Origin of the sequence: Paenibacillus solani (assembly GCF_050475945.1) — a bacterium.
GTDB classification, from domain to species: domain Bacteria; phylum Bacillota; class Bacilli; order Paenibacillales; family Paenibacillaceae; genus Paenibacillus_AQ; species Paenibacillus_AQ solani_A.
Genome location: NZ_JBCMXJ010000005.1, coordinates 980,014 through 999,009 on the forward strand (window position 1 = coordinate 980,014; position 18,996 = coordinate 999,009).

27 protein-coding genes are annotated in these 18,996 nt (G+C 39.4%); 1 reads left to right on the forward strand and 26 read right to left on the reverse strand.

Going from position 1 to position 18,996, the window contains the following annotated elements; genetic code table 11:
- Positions 1-27 precede the first annotated feature (27 nt).
- The 9 genes from ABEQ74_RS06400 to ABEQ74_RS06440 all read right to left on the reverse strand — a co-directional run bounded on the left by ABEQ74_RS06400 (position 28) and on the right by ABEQ74_RS06440 (position 6,358).
- Positions 28-534 carry a GNAT family N-acetyltransferase gene (locus ABEQ74_RS06400; RefSeq protein WP_430120547.1) on the reverse strand — a complete coding sequence of 169 codons (507 nt, stop codon included), beginning with the start codon at positions 532-534 and terminating at the stop codon, positions 28-30.
- Positions 535-600: 66 nt separating this feature from the next.
- A complete protein-coding gene (locus tag ABEQ74_RS06405; RefSeq protein WP_430120549.1) occupies positions 601-1,008 on the reverse strand; it encodes a VOC family protein in 408 nt (135 codons plus the stop codon).
- 48 nt (positions 1,009-1,056) lie between these two features.
- Positions 1,057-1,680 carry an HAD family hydrolase gene (locus ABEQ74_RS06410; protein WP_430120551.1) on the reverse strand — a complete coding sequence of 208 codons (624 nt, stop codon included), beginning with the start codon at positions 1,678-1,680 and terminating at the stop codon, positions 1,057-1,059.
- A 200-nt stretch (positions 1,681-1,880) separates the two neighbouring features.
- Positions 1,881-2,963 (reverse strand): hypothetical protein, encoded by a 1,083-nt coding sequence (locus ABEQ74_RS06415; RefSeq protein WP_430120553.1) that lies wholly within the window; start codon positions 2,961-2,963, stop codon positions 1,881-1,883.
- Positions 2,964-3,070: 107 nt separating this feature from the next.
- Complete coding sequence (locus ABEQ74_RS06420) at positions 3,071-3,598, reverse strand: RNA polymerase sigma factor (RefSeq protein ID WP_430120555.1); 528 nt, start codon at positions 3,596-3,598, stop codon at positions 3,071-3,073.
- A gap of 210 nt (positions 3,599-3,808) precedes the next feature.
- On the reverse strand, positions 3,809-3,973 hold the full coding sequence (locus ABEQ74_RS06425) for a hypothetical protein (protein ID WP_430120963.1): 165 nt from the start codon (positions 3,971-3,973) through the stop codon (positions 3,809-3,811).
- Positions 3,974-3,976: 3 nt separating this feature from the next.
- Positions 3,977-4,543 carry a hypothetical protein gene (locus ABEQ74_RS06430; RefSeq protein ID WP_430120557.1) on the reverse strand — a complete coding sequence of 189 codons (567 nt, stop codon included), beginning with the start codon at positions 4,541-4,543 and terminating at the stop codon, positions 3,977-3,979.
- A 250-nt stretch (positions 4,544-4,793) separates the two neighbouring features.
- Positions 4,794-5,567 (reverse strand): SDR family NAD(P)-dependent oxidoreductase, encoded by a 774-nt coding sequence (locus ABEQ74_RS06435; RefSeq protein ID WP_430120559.1) that lies wholly within the window; start codon positions 5,565-5,567, stop codon positions 4,794-4,796.
- 53 nt (positions 5,568-5,620) lie between these two features.
- Positions 5,621-6,358 carry an SDR family NAD(P)-dependent oxidoreductase gene (locus ABEQ74_RS06440; protein ID WP_430120561.1) on the reverse strand — a complete coding sequence of 246 codons (738 nt, stop codon included), beginning with the start codon at positions 6,356-6,358 and terminating at the stop codon, positions 5,621-5,623.
- Positions 6,359-6,553: 195 nt separating this feature from the next.
- Between ABEQ74_RS06440 and ABEQ74_RS06445 the strand changes: the two genes are divergently transcribed.
- A complete protein-coding gene (locus ABEQ74_RS06445; protein ID WP_430120563.1) occupies positions 6,554-7,156 on the forward strand; it encodes a TetR/AcrR family transcriptional regulator in 603 nt (200 codons plus the stop codon).
- Between the two features lie 85 nt (positions 7,157-7,241).
- Here ABEQ74_RS06445 and ABEQ74_RS06450 read toward each other — a convergent pair whose 3' ends face one another.
- The 17 genes from ABEQ74_RS06450 to ABEQ74_RS06530 form a co-directional block, all read right to left on the reverse strand.
- Positions 7,242-7,889 (reverse strand): FusB/FusC family EF-G-binding protein, encoded by a 648-nt coding sequence (locus tag ABEQ74_RS06450; RefSeq protein ID WP_430120565.1) that lies wholly within the window; start codon positions 7,887-7,889, stop codon positions 7,242-7,244.
- A gap of 828 nt (positions 7,890-8,717) precedes the next feature.
- Positions 8,718-9,524, reverse strand: coding sequence for a hypothetical protein (locus ABEQ74_RS06455; protein WP_430120567.1), 807 nt, complete (start codon positions 9,522-9,524; stop codon positions 8,718-8,720).
- A gap of 59 nt (positions 9,525-9,583) precedes the next feature.
- A complete protein-coding gene (locus tag ABEQ74_RS06460; RefSeq protein ID WP_430120569.1) occupies positions 9,584-10,258 on the reverse strand; it encodes a hypothetical protein in 675 nt (224 codons plus the stop codon).
- Between the two features lie 124 nt (positions 10,259-10,382).
- Positions 10,383-10,931 (reverse strand): GNAT family N-acetyltransferase, encoded by a 549-nt coding sequence (locus ABEQ74_RS06465; protein ID WP_430120571.1) that lies wholly within the window; start codon positions 10,929-10,931, stop codon positions 10,383-10,385.
- A gap of 96 nt (positions 10,932-11,027) precedes the next feature.
- The gene (locus ABEQ74_RS06470) at positions 11,028-11,288 is read right to left on the reverse strand and encodes a hypothetical protein (protein WP_430120573.1); all 261 of its coding nucleotides are present in this window, start codon (positions 11,286-11,288) and stop codon (positions 11,028-11,030) included.
- Positions 11,289-11,367: 79 nt separating this feature from the next.
- Positions 11,368-12,165 (reverse strand): aminoglycoside phosphotransferase family protein, encoded by a 798-nt coding sequence (locus ABEQ74_RS06475; protein ID WP_430120575.1) that lies wholly within the window; start codon positions 12,163-12,165, stop codon positions 11,368-11,370.
- Positions 12,166-12,181: 16 nt separating this feature from the next.
- Positions 12,182-12,991: a histidinol-phosphatase HisJ gene (gene hisJ / locus ABEQ74_RS06480; protein ID WP_430120577.1), complete on the reverse strand. Its 810-nt coding sequence runs from the start codon at positions 12,989-12,991 to the stop codon at positions 12,182-12,184.
- Positions 12,992-13,053: 62 nt separating this feature from the next.
- Positions 13,054-13,863: an inositol monophosphatase family protein gene (locus tag ABEQ74_RS06485; protein ID WP_430120579.1), complete on the reverse strand. Its 810-nt coding sequence runs from the start codon at positions 13,861-13,863 to the stop codon at positions 13,054-13,056.
- A gap of 78 nt (positions 13,864-13,941) precedes the next feature.
- Entirely contained in the window at positions 13,942-14,442 is a 501-nt protein-coding gene (locus ABEQ74_RS06490) for an NUDIX domain-containing protein (protein ID WP_430120581.1), read from the reverse strand.
- Between the two features lie 49 nt (positions 14,443-14,491).
- On the reverse strand, positions 14,492-15,106 hold the full coding sequence (locus ABEQ74_RS06495) for an alpha/beta hydrolase (RefSeq protein WP_430120583.1): 615 nt from the start codon (positions 15,104-15,106) through the stop codon (positions 14,492-14,494).
- Positions 15,107-15,128: 22 nt separating this feature from the next.
- Positions 15,129-15,380: a hypothetical protein gene (locus ABEQ74_RS06500; RefSeq protein WP_430120585.1), complete on the reverse strand. Its 252-nt coding sequence runs from the start codon at positions 15,378-15,380 to the stop codon at positions 15,129-15,131.
- 102 nt (positions 15,381-15,482) lie between these two features.
- Positions 15,483-15,920: an N-acetyltransferase family protein gene (locus tag ABEQ74_RS06505; RefSeq protein ID WP_430120587.1), complete on the reverse strand. Its 438-nt coding sequence runs from the start codon at positions 15,918-15,920 to the stop codon at positions 15,483-15,485.
- A 30-nt stretch (positions 15,921-15,950) separates the two neighbouring features.
- Positions 15,951-16,463 (reverse strand): hypothetical protein, encoded by a 513-nt coding sequence (locus tag ABEQ74_RS06510; RefSeq protein ID WP_430120589.1) that lies wholly within the window; start codon positions 16,461-16,463, stop codon positions 15,951-15,953.
- A 63-nt stretch (positions 16,464-16,526) separates the two neighbouring features.
- Positions 16,527-17,057 (reverse strand): 2'-5' RNA ligase family protein, encoded by a 531-nt coding sequence (locus ABEQ74_RS06515; protein ID WP_430120591.1) that lies wholly within the window; start codon positions 17,055-17,057, stop codon positions 16,527-16,529.
- A gap of 507 nt (positions 17,058-17,564) precedes the next feature.
- Positions 17,565-17,948, reverse strand: a complete 384-nt coding sequence (locus ABEQ74_RS06520; RefSeq protein WP_430120593.1) for a nuclear transport factor 2 family protein — start codon at positions 17,946-17,948, stop codon at positions 17,565-17,567.
- A gap of 28 nt (positions 17,949-17,976) precedes the next feature.
- The gene (locus tag ABEQ74_RS06525) at positions 17,977-18,498 is read right to left on the reverse strand and encodes a GNAT family N-acetyltransferase (RefSeq protein WP_430120595.1); all 522 of its coding nucleotides are present in this window, start codon (positions 18,496-18,498) and stop codon (positions 17,977-17,979) included.
- Between the two features lie 23 nt (positions 18,499-18,521).
- Complete coding sequence (locus ABEQ74_RS06530; protein WP_430120597.1) at positions 18,522-18,911, reverse strand: NUDIX hydrolase; 390 nt, start codon at positions 18,909-18,911, stop codon at positions 18,522-18,524.
- Positions 18,912-18,996 lie beyond the last annotated feature (85 nt).

The window sequence follows — 18,996 nt, forward strand, 5'->3', positions numbered from 1 at the left end:
ATTCATGTCTCATGAAATAACGAGCAATTAATCATTCACTTCTCGCGGGGGTGCGGAGGAGAATATTTGAATGGGGCCATCCCAATCCTCTTCTCGGATTACTTGATAACGATTATTCGTATATCTTTCAATGGTCTTTCTCCAAAATTTCTGAGCTGGTTTGTTTGATTCTAATACAGCCACTTTCCATATGCCCTGGAATCTATTAAATAATTCTACTGCTATATATTGTCCAATTCCGTTTTTGCGATATTTCTTCATGACAAAAAACTCAGCCATCGAATAGATCGTCTCGTCATTATCCGTGGTTCCGAGCTCTCTAACTAAGGCAAAGCCAGCTAAACAAGCATTTACCCGAATAAAAAAAGGGTGTCTCCCGTCTTCAGTCCAATAATGATCCAAAAACATATATTCATATAATCCATTCTCATTCACATCATCAGGTTCAAACTCGCTAAAGTCGTACTGGTATAGTTCCATGAGATTCCGTAAAGTTGATTTTTGTTGATATGGAGCGGGTTGAATCGTAATCATCTTGTTGTCATCCTTTCCTTACTCTGATAGGCCTAGAATTCACGTCCCACGATTGGATCGCATCCTTTAAAAGCTGCACACCCCAAATAGATGTCCATTCAGATCAACAAACTCCATACCTTTTAAAGGCCCGTATTCATTGATCTCACTTACTTCTACGCCATTTGCTTTCAATTGGCTATGCGTATAGTAAATATCGCTTGTATAGAAATTAATAACAGGATGCTCGCGATGATCAAATGAGAATGTTAATGGAACAACTTCATCAACTTGAACCAGCGTGATCATCGCTTGGCCTAAAACAATATTCCCTTGTCCTTCTTTGGGTTGATTCATGGTTACGTTTAATGCAGCATAACCACCATCATGCCACATGAACTTACAGCCGAGTTTATTTACATACCAATCTATGGATTCTGATATATTATTCACCGGAATAAAGTTACAGTCAATGCGACTTAAGATATCAGGCATAACCAGTCTCCTTCTATTCATGGATATGACACAAGTTCACGCATCTGCTTATCGCTTGGTATACTTCATAATGTCTTGGGGTTGGTCAAATCTATATTTGGCCTTGATCCCCTCATGAGCCTTACATCCCCAGAGCGCTAATCCAAAATCTATTCCCGCTTCCCTCGCGCATTCATAATCATACCGAGTGTCTCCAATATAAATAGCTCTATTTGGTTCAGCATTCGAGATTTCCATAAATTTCAGCAACGGTTCAGGATGAGGCTTATGCCTTACCGTGTCATCCGCACATACCATATGCGATAAGTATTTGGATAATCCAAAAGGGATAAAATCAGCGATTAATTCTTCTCTAGTTTTTGAGGTTACAATTCCTAAATTAATATTATTGGAGTTCAACTCCTCTACTAATTCATGAATCCCATGAAATACGTGAATAGATTCAAAGTAATCCTTCATCAAATCATTCCAGCGATCATTGGCATGTTCAATATCCGATATTCCCAATTGGTGCAACGCGTCAGCTCCTGGGATTCCCAGGACGAATCGCAGATCCTCCATAGCATATTCTTGGTGATAGTCAGCTTTTAACATAGTTTGGAGCGAACTTAAAACCGCCATTTCTGTATCAATTAAAGTGCCATCCACATCAAAAATAATAGTAGAATACATTCTGTTATCCTCCCTCGGTAAAAAATGCAGGAATCGGCTCTGGGCTAGGCTATGGAGTTAATCTCCTATATCTACAAAACGACCCAGCCCTCAATAGCTCTTATCTTAGGCTGGGTCGTTTCTGTCTGGCTTTCTCCCATAATTATACACTTAATTACCGAAGGACGATAGCTTTAATCCTTTACATTCTTAATATCCTATCATCTCTTCTCATTGGCCGGATCTGTTTCTGATGGGAAATACTGATCGTCTAATATCACGATCCTACCAGTAACTACACCTTGCTCGTCCCTGTGAAATATCAGCGCATCATAGGTATTGCCGTCTCCACTGAAGGAGATGCCTCTATCCGTAAATCCAGTTTGCCCTTCATTGAACATGTCCTCAAAGGACATCATTGCTTTCCGGTCACCATAAGTATAAATCAAATTTTTCCCCGAATCGTCATAGGTCACTTCTTTTACGGATTCGGCGATGGTCTCACCGATTGTCTCGCCGTCGCGTATTTTGGCGCGTATATTATCCATCCAGTTTCCCCATTCATCTTCCTCTGCTTCTGCCGAATCTTCTCCTGCTGACGATGGAGCTGACAAGGATTTCAAATATGCTTCTGCCTTTTCATGATCTGCTTTTGTTACGTCGAGTGGGAGATCGAATAACAGCGAGGCGCCAGGATAGTCTTCTCTAGCCTGGATCTCCCCCGTATTTTCATCATATGCAAATGCATCATTGCTATAGAAAGAGGAGCCGCTGCTGATCGCTAAATACACACCTTGGTCCGAAAATATCTCCACATCATCGCATGCAATGAGTCTGTACATGACACCATCTATCACAGTCTCACTGTAGCCTCCGTTCATTGAAAGGATATTAACCTGCCATGGCTTCTGTCCTTTGATCAAGGGCGATATAAAAAACGAGTCTTCTCCATACTCTGGGTCTGATGTTGCCGGCATTGGCTTGCCATCTTGTCTGGTAATAGATACGACCGCATAGGTTCTGTCGGGATATATCTCCTCTGAGGAGAATTTAAACTCACTAAGGCCTGCTCCGGAAACGAGGCCATGCAATGTAAAGTGATAGTCACCTGAGGTTTTGGTTTGATTAATCTGAACCGCATCCTTGCTCTCGAATGCCTCTGCTAACAACTGATCACTTAAATGCTCAGCGACCTGCTTGGCACTGAAATGCTGAACCGCCGCATAAGCGGATACAGACAGCACTAATAGAAATACAACTGCTAAAAGTCCGACGGACAACCTTTTTCTATACCTAGTCTTCAATTGACGACGCTCCCTTATGTGATCTATTAACATCTGATTCAACTTGTCTTCGGGTTCTGCATCAGAAGCCAAAGATTTCCTGAGTAAACTTTCCCAGTCCATGTCCTTCATGGGGAATCAACCTCCAATACGCTTCTCATTGTTTGGCGAGCCTTATGAAGCCTGCTCTTTACCGTTCCCTGCGGAATTCTCAGTGCCGAAGCAATCTCCTCAACGGTCATATCCGCTGTATAAAACATATAAAGAGGAAGCTTCAGCTTGTCGTCCAGATGATGCGCAGCATCCTGAATCATGGTGCGAAGTTCGAGCGACAGCACTGCTTCTTCCGGCGTCGCTTCCCTTGAGATCGAAGCGGTCTTGTTAGCCGCCGCATCATCAAGTACAACCGTCGGCGCAATTCTTTGTCTCCAAGCATGCTTGCGACGATGATTTTTGTGCAGACGAACGGCGATCGCTATGAGAAAAGCTTTGGGATTACGTGACCCGTCCATCTTATGTCGAAGTTCCACGGCCTTGAGAAATGTTTCTTGATATAAATCGTCCGTTTCTTCCTTGGTCCCTGTTAACTTGTAGCAAAAACCATAGATCGACTTGCCATGCAGCTGCACAAGCTCAATTAACTCATCAATATCCAAGTAACTTCTCCTTCCTGAATGGCCATTCAACTATATATTGTCATGACTAGAGAATTGGTTCATCACTTGAGGGAATATTAGGAACTTTCCTCCCTAGACATGAAGAAGACTCGCTATCGGTAGATAACGAGTCTCGCGTTCTATGTATTCCTGATTGGCTAACCTCTTTGAAAACCGCCTTCTGAATGGATGATTTGCCCGGTGATCCACTCAGCCCCAAGGCATCTCTTGATCGTAAGCAGTCCAATATGTAAACAAGACGTCTATTCCTTTACTCGCTAAAGTAGTACATATGGCTGCACCGATGCCATCAAGGCGGGAAGCACCCGTTACGATGGCTATTCTTCTATCTGAAGATACATGTTTCCCCTGCATGGATTACACCTCATTTTTTGTTGTTTCATCGTTCTTTAAATGATTTGACCCAAGCTTTCTTATTTTTCTCAGCATGAGAGCAAATCCTTCTGCCTTAAACAATAAGATAAGACCTAACAGAAATCGAATCACCTGTTCAACTAAGGAATAAATAGAGCCCAGTCTATCCGAAACAATTCCCTGGTTCATCAGGTTTATATAGTTCAGAACCATTCTGGCAATACTAGTAAAGGATAGTACGAAGAGAATGAGTCCTATGACTGATAATATAAACCCCTCTATTTCTTCGGATTTCAAAGATATCCCTTTAGAATCGCTGGAGCTTTTGGGTATGATAAATCTTGAGAGCTTGTCCGCTAGAAACCATAAAACAACACTGCTTATCAGCAAAATAAACGTAGGAATCCCAATAACAAAGAATACTTCTGTATACGTTGTCTCATAATCAATTACTTGCATATATGTAGGTAATACAAATTCAAGAATGTTCACAAGATGATTAAGCCCCAAAATAAATAGATAGATCGACAGAATTCTTACAGCCATAAAGGCTAAATCCCTTATTTTCATAACCTTTCCCCTCACTTTCCATGCAACGCCGCTTCAATACACCGGTTTCATAAATGCATTGTTATGATGCAACAAGCCTCCAACACTTCCTAACATTATAGTTTATTACCCACATTATTCCAAACTTACGAGCTAGTGTTATACCTTTATGAACGGAATCGTATGGTTAGGAATTCTCTGTATCAGATAATAAAAAGGCCTTAGTCCGGTATCTTCTACCGAACTAAGACCTTGATCGCTATTTATATCCTTATTGATTGATTTGACCTCCATCCACGGTATAAATGGATTGAGATACATAGGATGCATCGTCGGATAACAAGAAGACTGCTACATTTGCGACTTCATCCGCTTCTCCATATCTTCCTAGCGGTACGGCCGCACCAAATGCTTTTCTTGCGCCTTCTGCATCTTCAGGAACCGTATTTTTTTCAATTTGACGCATCATGCGGGTATTGATCACGCCGGGAGCTACCGCGTTCACTCTCACGCCAAACGGAGCTGCTTCCAATGCCACTACTTTCGTCATACCAATTACGGCATGCTTGGAACTATTGTATCCAACAAATCCCGGGGAACCGATAAGGCCTGCACCAGAAGAAGTATTCACGATACTGCCATACCCTTGTTTCTTCATCACAGGGACAACATATTTCAGCCCAAGGAATGCACCCTTCACATTGACATTCAAGACCATCTCAAATGTTTCCGTTGGATAATCTTCTACATTCGCCGTGATTCCTTCGATACCGGCATTATTGAAAAAGCCATCGATTTTGCCGAATTTCTCAACTGTAGCATCTACATAGGCTTTAACTTCTTCTTCTTTCGCAACATTGGCTTGCAGTGCAATCGCTCTGGTATCATCCAGCCCCAAATCGGAGATTACTCCCTTGACGGCCTCCAGATTCAAATCGACCAGGGCAAGCTTGGCCCCCTGTTCTGCCAGCTTTCTTGCTGTAGCTGTTCCGATTCCACCTGCTGCACCAGTAATCACAATTACTTTTCCATCAAATTTGCTCATTGTAAATGCCTCCCGATCTCAGTTAAGATTCTCTAGATGCTTAAGTTCTACTATTACTGGGCAGTATATCCACCGTCAACCGTTAGGGTATTTCCTGTCATAAATGAAGAGTCTTCCGAAGCCATAAACAGAACGGCTTTTGCCATTTCCTCTGCTTGTCCCAGACGTTTCATTGGAGTGACTGCTGCCAAAGCTTGTTTGCTCTCCTCCGGAATAATCGGTGTATCAATGAAGCCAGGGCAAAGTGCATTGATGCGGATATTTTGCTCGGCATACTCCAGTGCCAGGGAACGGGTTAGGTTGATTACCCCACCTTTAGCCGCGTTATACGCAGCGGAACCTGGTGAGCCGACCCAGCCGTACATCGATGCAGTATTGACAATGGTCCCACCGCCTCCTTTTAACATTTCACGGATGGCTTCACGTGCCACTAAGAATACGCCGTCCAAGTCCACGTTTACGGTATTGCGCCACTCAGAATACTCCAGATCATGCGAAGAATGCACACGTCCGATACCAGCGTTGTTAAATACAACATCAACTTTGCCAAAGACGTCAATCGCTTGCTTGAAGATGCTCGCCACTTCTTCTTCGCTCGTTATATTTGCTTTAATGAATAGCGCTTCGTGATGAAGCTCCTTCAATTCAGCCTCAAATGCCTTTCCTTTTTCTTCATTTAAATCAACAAGTACGACTTTAGCTCCCTCTTCAACGAAAAGACGTGCTGTCGCAGCTCCAATGCCGGATGCTCCACCAGTAATTACAGCAACCTTATTTTGTAATTTGCCCATCTTGGATACCCCCGTTATAGTGATTAAAATAGCACTATATTAATAGAAATCAATTTAAGATATTTAATTTAGTACTATTTTGTCTACAATTCAATTGTACTATTCTGTTCACATTTAACAATCATTAACCTGTTATGAAGTGTCGATCTAGTCAACACTTACAACAATTCTGTCTATTTAGGGGGCGTTTTTTTAGTGAATCATGAACAAAACGTGACAACTGGAAGAAAAAACCGTACTAAAGAACATTTAAAATCAGCCTTTATTAAGCTTGTAAAAGAGAAGGGATATCATGCCGTAACAGTGAAGGACATTGTCGATACAGCTGCTTACAATCGCAGCACCTTTTACGTCCATTATCAAGATAAAATTGAGTTAGCAGAGGATCTGCGGTGTTCCATGCTTCAGGGTCTGGAGGAGTCGGTGGGCAAGCCGTACACACCCGGGCACAAAGTATACACAGCGAATCTTCATGCACCATCTTTCAATATCGTTTCCTACATTTATGAACACCGAGATTTCTTCGAGCTTATAAAATATGAGGATACTTTACCGGGATTACATACAGAATTCCCACAGACCATCTTGAAAATTTATAAAGAACAGTTTATTTTTGAGACCATTAACGACATGCCGGTCAACATGGATTATTTTAAAAGGTACACAGCTTATGGTTTCCATGGATTGCTTATTCATTGGATCCGTCAGGGTTTCAGGGAATCTCAGGAGGATTTTATTAAAGAGGTCATTGAATTAACGAGAACACATATTTACTCGGTACAGTACGTAAAGGAATAAAGCAGTTCGCAGAGTAAGTATTATTGAGCCGAATACTCATAAAAAAGACTGCTCCTAAGAGCAGTCTATATTTGTAGTTATATATTTATTTGCTGGCAGAAAGAATAAACTTCTCCAGAGATGCTGTGTCTGTAATACTCTGATTGCACCCTTGGCTGTCCAGACAAACGTAATGACTAATGGCAGAGAGATTATCAATTGAAGCGCCGGCCGGCTTGGTTTTCACGGAGAACAACGCAAGCTCTTGATGCCGATTGCAGAACAGACAATATCCCTTCTTGTGGATCGGAGTCAATCTTCCCTCAATCCCGATGAAGCGTCCCTCATACGGATATACGATAAATAACTTGTTGCTGGCGATGTCAATCCAGCCTAAATACGTCATATATCGAAAATCGATCGATGAAAGATCTGGCATTTTCAGCTTCTTATTTTTAGGAAATAACTTCTGAATCTGTTTCGGCGTAATCGTCGGGAAAGGCTCCATATAAGGTTCCATGGTGTTAAGATATCTCTGGAAATCTTCTGCCTTCTCCATGGATGCAATTTCCCCCAGCATCTGTTTCTGATCTTCCGTCAGAGATGAGAATGCCTCCACAATATTCGCACCTGCACGGTATCTAACAGTCTCCACGACTTTTCTGTCCGCGACGGTTCGCAGTGTTTTCAGAAGGAATTCCGATTGTTTTTTAATTACGTTAAACTGGTGGTTTCTAATAAATGTTGTACTCATAGCTTTCAGCCCCTTATATATATTGAAAATCCATAACATAAGGTGCAAAGCCTGTTATTAGAAACGATAATGTTAAGTTTGGGCGATCGAATTCATCCTATCGCACCCCACGCAAAGTATCGCCCCAGATCAGGCTTTGCATGAGGAAATCCTAGCTAATGAGCAATTCAGCGTTGCCATCGATAAAACCTCCAATCATCATATCCTAAGCAAAATTATATCAGCTAGTTCATGAGGTGGCAATTTCCTTCTGCTAATATATCCCCGTTCGTTTGTTTCTCCAGCACAATGATTTTATAACTCCCATTCAAAACTGAGCTTGCCTGGCGACTTAGTTTCAGTTGTTCTTATGGGTTGTTGTTAGTGATCTAATTAGAGTGAATCCACTAACGATTCCAAGTAACATGCTCCCCTGACGTGTAGTAGCAAATATATAGAGTTTTACATTTTCGATACGAAAATACATGACTAAGATTGGATAAATAAACAGTAAAAAACAAGGTAGAAACACTAGCAACAGTAAGGGCCATTTGACTTTGAAGGCTTTTGGGAAGCCTTCCAATAAAGAGAGATGTAATCCATAGGTAAAGGGAACCAAGGCCGATACCCATAATATGGAATCTATATCAAATCTCCTCTGTGCTTCCTTCGTGTAATACTCCATGATCAAGTTTCCATAACGTAATAAGAGCCACCCTATGATCATCCAAACCAAATAATATATAAACTTCGAATATTTCAACTTCATGGTACCCCTCCATTCATTTCACGATCAGTCTTGTGCGACAAAATGTTGTTAGCTGATGTCTATGTCGGCAGGTTGATTCTTTAGTTCGTCTTGTTCGTAATCCATTGCTCCACATTCTTTGTATTCGTCTTCTGTTCGACTGTACCATGTGTGGACTCTAAATTTATGATATCCGCATATGATACTCCATCCACATTCCCCCACGTTTTCCATGGGATTAAGTCATATAGATTATGCTTGTAATATTTGATGGGATTTAATGAGCCAGGGGCGTAATTGTAAGTTCCCATATTAACCGGATCTGTGACAATTGCTGCAGTCTCTGTATTGTAAACAGCCTCAAATCTACCATCTGCCGAGATAAACTTGACATTGTAGGCCGAATTTATTCCCTCATAATTATAACGATGAAATTTCGCACTGAATAACTTCCACTTATGCTCTGAAGCTAAGGTAATCATCTCGTCCATACTTTCAGGGGCACCACTGTATGAGTTCAATGTGTTTCTAAAATAGTGCATTTCCTTCGTAATTCGATTTAGCTTTCTAATGTTATGATCAAATGTCTCAAAATAACGATCATAATTTTCATGATGGAATAAAGCCTCCGGGTTATTTTCCAAGTCTTTCATCATTTTGTTTATGACGGCTTTGGCTGCAATTTTGCTAGAACCATCAAATACATACCACTTTTCATTTTCCCATTTCACTCGTCTATATATGTTATCAAGTTCATGGAAATATGGTTCAGATAAAAATACCGTATGACATTCGTCCAAATTTTCAAGCCACGCTTGATTCGATATTGTCTTGTAATGATGGCAGCCTACTAACAAGATCGTAATAACCAGGCCTATACAAGTGGCTATAATTCTCTTCTTTTTCATCAGATGCCCTCCTTGAACGAGATGCACTATGATCTCCTTCTGCCAATTAAAAAACCGTATCAACAATCTACCATTTCCTTGAACCCACTACGGCTCCATAACCAAAGTGGTGTATGAAGGTCAATTAATGATAGCTCAGTTTCGCTTAAAATATTTTTCCAAATCTTATTTACAAGGAGTTGAATATTAGTCTCGTTCATATGCTTTTCTTCAATCAATCCGAAACGAGCCGTTGCTTGTATTACATGGGTATCTGGTGCAATGGATAATTCTTCTTTCCCAGACAGTTTAGCAGCAGTATAGTTACTGATCACATAAAGCCAGTAGTTACAGATCTTAGGGCCGCATAGATACGGAAAGTCCTTCTTGTACCTCTTTTGCACATAATTGAGGATGTTCGGTATATTCCAGTCACAGTCTATGAACAAGTTTCGGATATCACCTTCAAAATGTGTATTTATCGTCAAACATAATGTTCTCCAGGTAGCCGTATGTTTATTGGGCTGGAGCGCTACCTTATACTTTAATAGTAGTTCTCTCAATCTATCCTCATGTAGCGCTGCTACAAATCCCGGATGAAATATCCCCACCGTTTCAACATCCGCATATGCTTGTTGAGCAGACATCCATAATGTGTATGAATTACGCTGGTAATTCAATGCCATTGGTAAAGTGAAATAGAGATAATTCATTGCAGAATCCGGTGGCAAACTGGGGTTTGCATCTTCCGGCATGACTTCTCCACCCAACAGACCCGTCAAATACATTTGTCTCAGGACTCTGACTTTATGTAAAACTTCACTTGTGTCTATTAAATTTAGTGGCAATATACTCACTTCTTTTCATCTTAAGATCTCTTTAGTCTGGTAGGTTTGTCTGATGCAATTTCGAAAACATAAGCGCATCTATAAATCTATTATTCTTATAATAGTATCCTTTTAGGATTCCTTCTTCACAAAATCCAGTCTTCTCAAGAAGCCGTCTGGAGGCCGCATTATCAGGAAAAATTACAGCACCGATTCGATTTAGTCCCATTTCTTCCGTTCCATAACTAATGATTTTATTGAGTGCTTCCGTCATCATTCCATGCCCCCAATATTCAAGGGATAATTCATACCCAACTTCAGCCTTTCGGTGTTTCTTAGACCAATTATGGAAACCACATGTGCCAATTATTCGATCTTCCTCTTGAAAGGATATTGCCCATCTTATTCCCTGTTGGTTGTTATATCTTTCTTGCCAGCTAATAATAAGACTTTCAGCTTGGGCGGGGTCTGTAAAAGTATCAAGGTCATAATATTTAGTAACTTCATCCGTTGAGAAGTAACTAAAAATATGCTCCGAGTCCTGTGTTTGTAATTGTCGCAGAACTAATCTTTCGGTTCTAAGTGTTGGAAATGTCTGCATTGTTTGTGCTACCTCTCTTTCGGTACCTCGCATGTTCATGGTTGGTTATCATATATATCATCTTCTTCTCTGCGAAGCCCACTCCTCTTTCCCCATCTAATATCTTTTAACTTCTTTATTAAACCACTGTATATAACCACAGCGTTCACATGTTAATATACTCGCGGATTTGTTTGCAAAATCTAAATTCAAAAAAGTCATAAGTGACGTATTTAATTGAGCATATCCATGTTCAAACTTATCATGCCTGCAATGAACACAAGTAATGCTCAAGCCGTTGGAATGATATCTACCTGGTCCCATTGATTCCTTAAATTTTTTTACAAATAATTTCAATAATCCTCTTCGTTTTTGCAATTGTTTTTCTCCTTACTTATTAAGCAATGGAGACTGCATTTCGCAGTCCCATGATGATTTTGTTTCTGTAATTCACTTATTACATCCAGTCATTAAAATGCTGTTCAAGAAATTCAAGCTCTCTCATGTAATGAGATAAATGCCCTTCTTCAACAAGCTTTATAAATGCAGGTTCACCAGATGCAGCACGATCGGTCAGTGTCGTACACATAAATTGAATACGTGAAATGACCCACTGCTTAAGGTCACTCGGCATATCGATCCCGTAGGCGTTAAAAAATATCTCAATACGTTTTTTACGAGTGGCTGCATGACTCTCTTTGTTATAGTCTATAATAACTCGATCCTCTTCACCTGGAGAGAAGGCTGTAAGTGGAACGCATGTATACAATGTGTAAACAATATCCCATATGCGAGGTCCCGGCCCTGCCATGTCAAAGTCAATGATGCCAACAGGGCGCTGGTTTTTAAACACAATGTTATACAATGCAGCGTCATTATGGCATATCACTTCATGAAGAGAAGACTTCGGATACTGATTACTTGATGCCACAGATGGAGTGAACCCTATGGTCGCATCATGATAACTTCTTAAGAGCTTAGCTAGCTGAGCCAACACCTCATCTGACCACATATACCTATCAACCTCAGGATAATCATTTCCTGGCACGATGCCATCAAGATAAGAAAGGATTTCTCGCCCCTTCTCATCGATTCCAATGAATCTAGGTGAGTAGGCGAAACCAACCTCTTCTAGATGTTTAAGTAACTCATGTACATAAGGATTGGATTCAGCTTTACGTCGAACCGTCTCTCCCACTTTAACTACATCGTTTATATTTCCTCCAGACAGGATTGTTTCCTCATGTTCTGACATGGTTTCTTCACCTCTCTTACATATGTTTCTCAAACCAATCCCAGCCGGTACCTACGTCTTCAGGTTTATGAGCATCCGAGCCATAGACGCAGGAAATCCCTCTTTTCGTGCATTCAGCTAAAAACCAATCGGGAACATAAGGCTTTCCACAAGTACTGACTCGTAGCCCTGCTGTGTTCACGTCAACTCCTACATTGGTTTTTATTAGAAGTGGAATTATTCCTTCCAGACGACTTCTAACCTGGTTTTCATCTATTGGGGGCAATTCACTTGCAAATTTTTCTATTAGATTGATATGCCCAATTCGTTTTCGAATAGGAAGCTGAGCGATCCAAATAATAGCTGCTTCTACGTAATCATAGTATTCGTTCACGACATTCTCCATGGAGCCGTAATAACCCATGATATTTTCTCTAAAGCTTTCTACTGAGTTATCTATACAATGCATTCCTCCATCACCCGGCAAATAGTGCACAGAGTAAATAACATCCTCCAATTCCCCATACCAGTCATTTAGGATATGCTCAGTGAATATCATGTGGGTTGGCAAGTAATCAAGTTCAAGACCAACCGTAATATCTACTTTATCTGCATATTGTGACTTTATCCTCTTCGCATACTGAATATAAAATGGCAATTCCTCTATGGGCATAGCTAGTCTCTTAAACAGATCAGCATCTTTAATCAAACCAGTAGGTAAAGGAGAATGCTCGCTAAGTGTATATCTATCAAATCCTAGCTCGATCGCCTGATCTATATATCTTTCGAGAGGTTCATCGCTTCCATGGTAACAATAAGGAGTATGCGTATGTCCGTCCCATTTCAATAACTCTTTCACTCCCTTCTGTGTTTTACAACCGGGCATTATGAAAATTATAAGGATACTATTCAATTCTTTGAACGAAGTAAAGATATAAGTTCTTCATAAATACCAGGATTAGCGCAGACTATTTCTTCTCCATATATTTCAGGTGGATGACCCTTAGGTACCTCCCCCACATGGCCCGTAATGGCTCCAGCTTCACGAGCGATGAGTCCTGCTGCTGCAACATCCCAGGGAGCCAAACTTTCCGTATGCGCATCCAGAAGTCCAGATGCTACATAACAGATATCTACTGAAGGAGCAGCAAAACGCCGGATGTCTCTGCAGTGGCTAGTTAAGAGATTGACTCTGGCGAGAGCCGGTTGCACTTTTTCTTTATCGTGTGGGAAACCAGTACCAATTATCGAATCTGACAAGGAAGCGCAACGGGGAACTTGAAGCTTTTCACCATTACAAAAAGCACCTTCTCCTCGGATACCTATGTAGGTAACACCCAAAGCAGGAGCGTGCACAACTCCCGCCCAAACCATGCCATCAACTACAATGGCCATGGATATAGCAAAATGCGGAAGGCTGTGTGCATAATTTACCGTTCCATCCAAAGGGTCAATAATCCAAAGAGGACCTTTAAAGATTTCATTGGACCATAATCCATCGGTCGCTTCTTCCGAGAGAATACTATGTTCTGGGTAAGTATTTGCAATGGCCTCACGAATGAACTGGTCAGAGGCATAATCAGCGGAAGTTACAAGTTCTCCAGCGTCTTTATATGTAACTGTTATATGAGACTCTCTACGTAATTCGGTGATTTTTTCGCCTGCCAGACGCACTACCTTTTCGGCGAAAAGGGCCCATTCACGAGCTTTATCTTTCATTCGCTGATAGCCTCCTCTTTCCAAGCAATTTCCGGCGGTAAATCAGTGTTTTATGAAGGAAATGCTAACACCAAGCTACTAAAAAGTCATTGTTTCTTTCATCGTTGTCCAATGAACCAGTGCTTCTGCTTCATGGTTAGCCGTTACTGTGGCAACTAGAATATCATCATGATCTGGATTCTCTAAATATTGTTCAATCGTAAATGTAATGAGCTTTGAAGTATGTAAATCTAACAGTTCACTTTTATGTATCCAAAATAATTCCCCTTCATCAGAAGAAATAAAGTTCATATGCTTCGTTTCTCCAAAATATACATACTGCTGTCGTATTTCCCCGCTGTTATTCTCAATCAGTATGTACTTCAGTTTAAAGTTTTCAATCTCACTCTGTTTAAACCCTGTTTCCTCTTCAATCTCCCGATAGCTGGCCTGCATTGGAAAATTCAGCTCTTCACATTCAAGATGCCCTCCAATGCCTCCCCAAAATTCAAAATCAAAGATTTTACTCCTTGCTTTTTTCATCATCAATACTTTGTCACCATGACATAAAAATGCTGTTGCCATTTGTCTGACTTCCATGAATCCCCCTCCTTGCGATCATTAGCAGTTAAGTTATTATCAGCTGTTCTTATTTCAATACTTCTCTGTATATATCTACAACAACTTTTAAATGGTTAAGGTTCTCTTCCACATCCCCTGTTTCTAAGCCGTGATCTGCTCTAGCGATTTCAACAACCTTTCGACTACTTTCAATTTGCGCTGCATCCTCTTTTGTAAATGCCGGATCGTTTGAGCCGTAGATGATCGTTCCTTCTGATGAATTAATATAAGGAATGGTTTTCACCAAAGGGGTTAGGAAGACATGTTTAATATTCGATTGGAGTCTTCTATGTACTTCGCCAGCAACAATCGTTCCCAAGCTTTTACTAATAAAAATGACTTGTTCATAATTGTTTATTACCTTTTGTACTGATTCACAGCATTCATCTATGACACTGGGTAACTGATTTATGTCTAAGTCGGTTCTTGCAGCTTGATAACCGTACTCTAATTTTAATACATCATAGTTATGTTGAATTGCCGTATTACCAGCATAGTAGAGCAGCGGAAGGTCACAAGGATAATTTTTACCCGGAAAAAGTACGACTAACTTATGATTCTGTTCCCGAACTGTGATGTGTTTTTGTTTTAATTCCGTTCCCCATACCGATGGGACAGGAATAACATCCATTTTCTTTGTCATGTTCATTTCATCCTCTCCTGTTTCAGGTGAACGCATTGTTCTTCATGGGAATAGCAAGACAGTCCCTGACTGTCCTACCCATGATTTCAACAACTTCTTCAAAATCCAGAATTTCTAGCTCTTGTTCTTTCGCTTCATCTTTCATTATAAAATCAACTTCTAAATCCTTTATCAATTCCGGCAAGTATCTATAATCAATCTCTTCGACTTCTATTGGGGTGACTTTCATCGGTTGATATTCAATGGAATAATAATCAATTAGCTTTCCATTCAATCTCCAAAAATCTCGATAATACTTTAGATGGGCTTCTTTTATCTTGGACTGAGGTAATCCCTTTATTTTCTTTGTGTACCTCTTTGAATGTTACATATCAGTTTAACTCATGAATGTCTTTTGGAGGAGTTGTTCGTCATCCTTAAAATAGCTTAATCTTTCATATGTTTTGATGGCTGCTCCATTCTTCTTACCTGTTAGCACTTTCACCGACTTTACGCCTTGTCTTATAAGTTCTTCTTCAATAAATCTTACTAACATTGTTGCTATGCCTTTTCTTCGTGCATCATGCCTAATATATAATTCAGTAAGTTCAGCATACGGATCAGGATAGCATATGGATCTATAAATCTGAGCACATGCAAATCCTACTGGGTATTCCTCTATTAAAGCCAGAGCAACAAGCTCTTTGGGATTAGATAGATTTTTTCTAACTTCTTCTTCAGTGATTCCTACTCCATTAAATTCATCATTCAGTGTAACCAGAGCTTGAGCATCATTGCCCACTGCCCATCGATAATCTACATTTGATCCGATCAAGATATTCCCTCCATTGATAGGCAACTAAAGTCATTCATCATCTAATTTGATTTCATCAATAACTTCAAGATCTATGGTTTCAGTGTGCATTTCTCCATCGTTATCATTCCATGTAATGGTCATTGTTGTGCTCTCAAATGAAGTCTTATCCTTATTTACCTCTCCATCTGAGTATGAACTTGAAATGGCACCTGTACTATTTAAGTTACTTAATAATGACACCGATCCGTTGTTTGAGCTGCCTGCAGTAGTGTATACTACTTCATCCTTATTATTGATTCTTTCTTTAAATTGCAGTGAATAATATGTGCTATTATCAATTTCGCTTGGGTCTCCTCTGAATATTAATTTTGCATCCCCCCGTAAAATTTTGTGTGGAGAAATTAATATTTTATACCCTACAACGTCCCATTGTTTTCCCGAACCATCCAGTGTGAATAAGTGAACATCTGTGTTTACGTTTAGCTTATTAAAATACATGTAACTCCAAATTCCATTCGACAGTATGATTATCCCTAAGCAGATTACAATAATCTTTTTCATTTCTATTCCTTTCTTTGGTTACCCATTTGACAATTATCATCTATGGCATAAGATGTTTCTGCATCAATTTGTTATTTCTATATCGATTTTCTTCCTGAACTTTTCGTTATTATTCTCTCGATAAAATAATCCAACACTTGAAACAGAGAAAACGTGCTCTGAGCGGAAGTAGGGGGATATAGCTTTTCTTATTTCTTCAATTGCACTTTCTGACAGCCTTGATTTTCTTGCGATTGTAATATGAGGCTTATAATACTGTAGTTCAAAACACTTCTTAATCTGCTCCTCATCCGCGTCAAATACAGAGACTAGACCTTTATGAAGCTCTATCAATTCCTCAGATATGATTTCTAAGTATAATACATCTTTATTTCCAAAATAATTCGGTAACCCAACTGTTATTTGGAAATTCCCAAAACTAGATATTATGCTCTGGCATGCAGGTAACCACTTCATATCATCTGAAATACCACAAGACGCCTTCACCGTTATGTGAGGTTCAGAGCTACTTACATACTGATATTTTTCCCTTACCGCTATAATCTTTTCGCAAATATCAAAGGATGGAACAATAGCAAATGTATACTCCTCCATCTGTCATTCCTCCTAAAATGATAGCCATTTTTTGTATCCAAGCGGATCTTCAGCATGAATATGTCATTATAAAAGGTACCTGCCTAAACAAACTGAACTCATCTTAGTCTCACTTCAGTTTACCTTTTTGTCTGCAACTTTTTTGATAATGTAATAAGTAATATTAATTATTATCCCTATAAAGATTAAGATCATTGGATGACAAAATTGACTAACTACTCCCGAGTCGGTATGTATTTCGAAAGACAGTTTATTAAATTCAACATCTTTAATAATCGATCCCTTAAGTTGTATAAGTTTAAAATCACTAGTAATATTATTAACAAAGTTGTAGGTCATATTTATAAGACTAATAAACGTTATAAAATTAAGAGTAATAATATATGTATTTATAGCATTAATATTAATTTTCATAGCTTACTCCTTATCGGAAATAACGTTTTGTATAACTGATTCCACATACTTTTTAGAAAATAGCTATATCAGTGTTCCTTTGTAGGGTAAACCCTAACTATAATCTTCTATCATAATTAGCTTGTTATTTTTCATTCGAAAGATAGATTTGCCCTTAAGCTTTATTGTTTCACCAGCCTTCAAACCATTAGGTAGGTCTGTTGCCAAAGTCCCTTCATAATCGACTTCAATTTCTGTTCTATCATCATGAGTTATAATTTGCGTGATCGTTTGGCGCCTTTGTGTGAAAATCTTTAACGATTGTTTTGCTAACTCGCGAAATTGATCAATGCCCTTTGTTTCAGTATCAACTATTCCTTTGGAGATATTTAGAAATTCAACTTCTTCATCCAGGAGTTTTATCATTCCATCAACATCAAAAGTGTTATATGCATCTATGTAATTTCTAATCAGCGTATTAATTTCAATGTCCTTCATAAATGCCTTTCTCCCCTTGTGGATCTTTTTAAAATCTGTGATACCAGAATACTGCTTTTTCATGTGCTGATGGAAACTTCGAGTACAACATAGTATCTACCGCTCCAATAACAAAGTTGTGCTTCGCATAAAATCGGCAGGCCAATAAATTAACATCTTGCGTTTCAAGCATCAGACCAATTAACTGATTTTGCTTTGCCCACTCTTCAGCTTGGTTTAATAAAGCAGTCCCAATCCCCTTATGTCTACTACCTTTTGCCACATAAATTTCTTCTATAAGTCCAAAGCCGTTCCAATTTGTATTAAGCCTAATCTGACCAGTACATCTATTATCTTCGTAGTAAAAGTAAACTGCTCTATCCTTATCTTCTATGTAGCTGTCATCCATGTCGTCTAGTTCATATTGTTTGGTATAGTGTTCTTTAAATATCTCTTCAGTATATGACCAGATACCATCATCATACCTGGGTACAATCCTTCCAATTATTGCGAATTCGTCGCTTGATTTGTTGTAATCGGTAATATTTGCTTTGGTCATTTTTCTTATCATAGTAACTCCCTATTGTTGTTGAATTATTTATACATAGCCTTCTTTATTGAGTTTTTATATCCTTCTGCAGCATTCAGTTGCTCGATCTCAGCTAAACTAAACCACCCCATATCTATATGTTCTTCATTCAATCGAATTACTTCTGCTGACTCATACGCTACCTCAAAGGTTATAATCAATATGTACCGTTCTTTCTGTACTTCATAAATCCATGTATCATTTAGCCTCTTTATAGTTACTTCAATCCCAAGTTCCTCTTGTACTTCTCGTTTTAATGCATCCTCTGGTTGTTCCCCTTCTTCAATTCTACCTCCAGGTAGTTCCCATAACTCTCTTTCATTCTTAAGAAGTAAAATCTTACCTTGTGAATCAACCATGATCCCTTTAACTGAAATAGGAATTTCTAAAACCATGAAACAAGCTCCTTTTCTGCTATTCACGAAACGACCCTACCTTAGATAGTTTTTATCCAATGCTGGGTCGTTTGTTAATTCATTG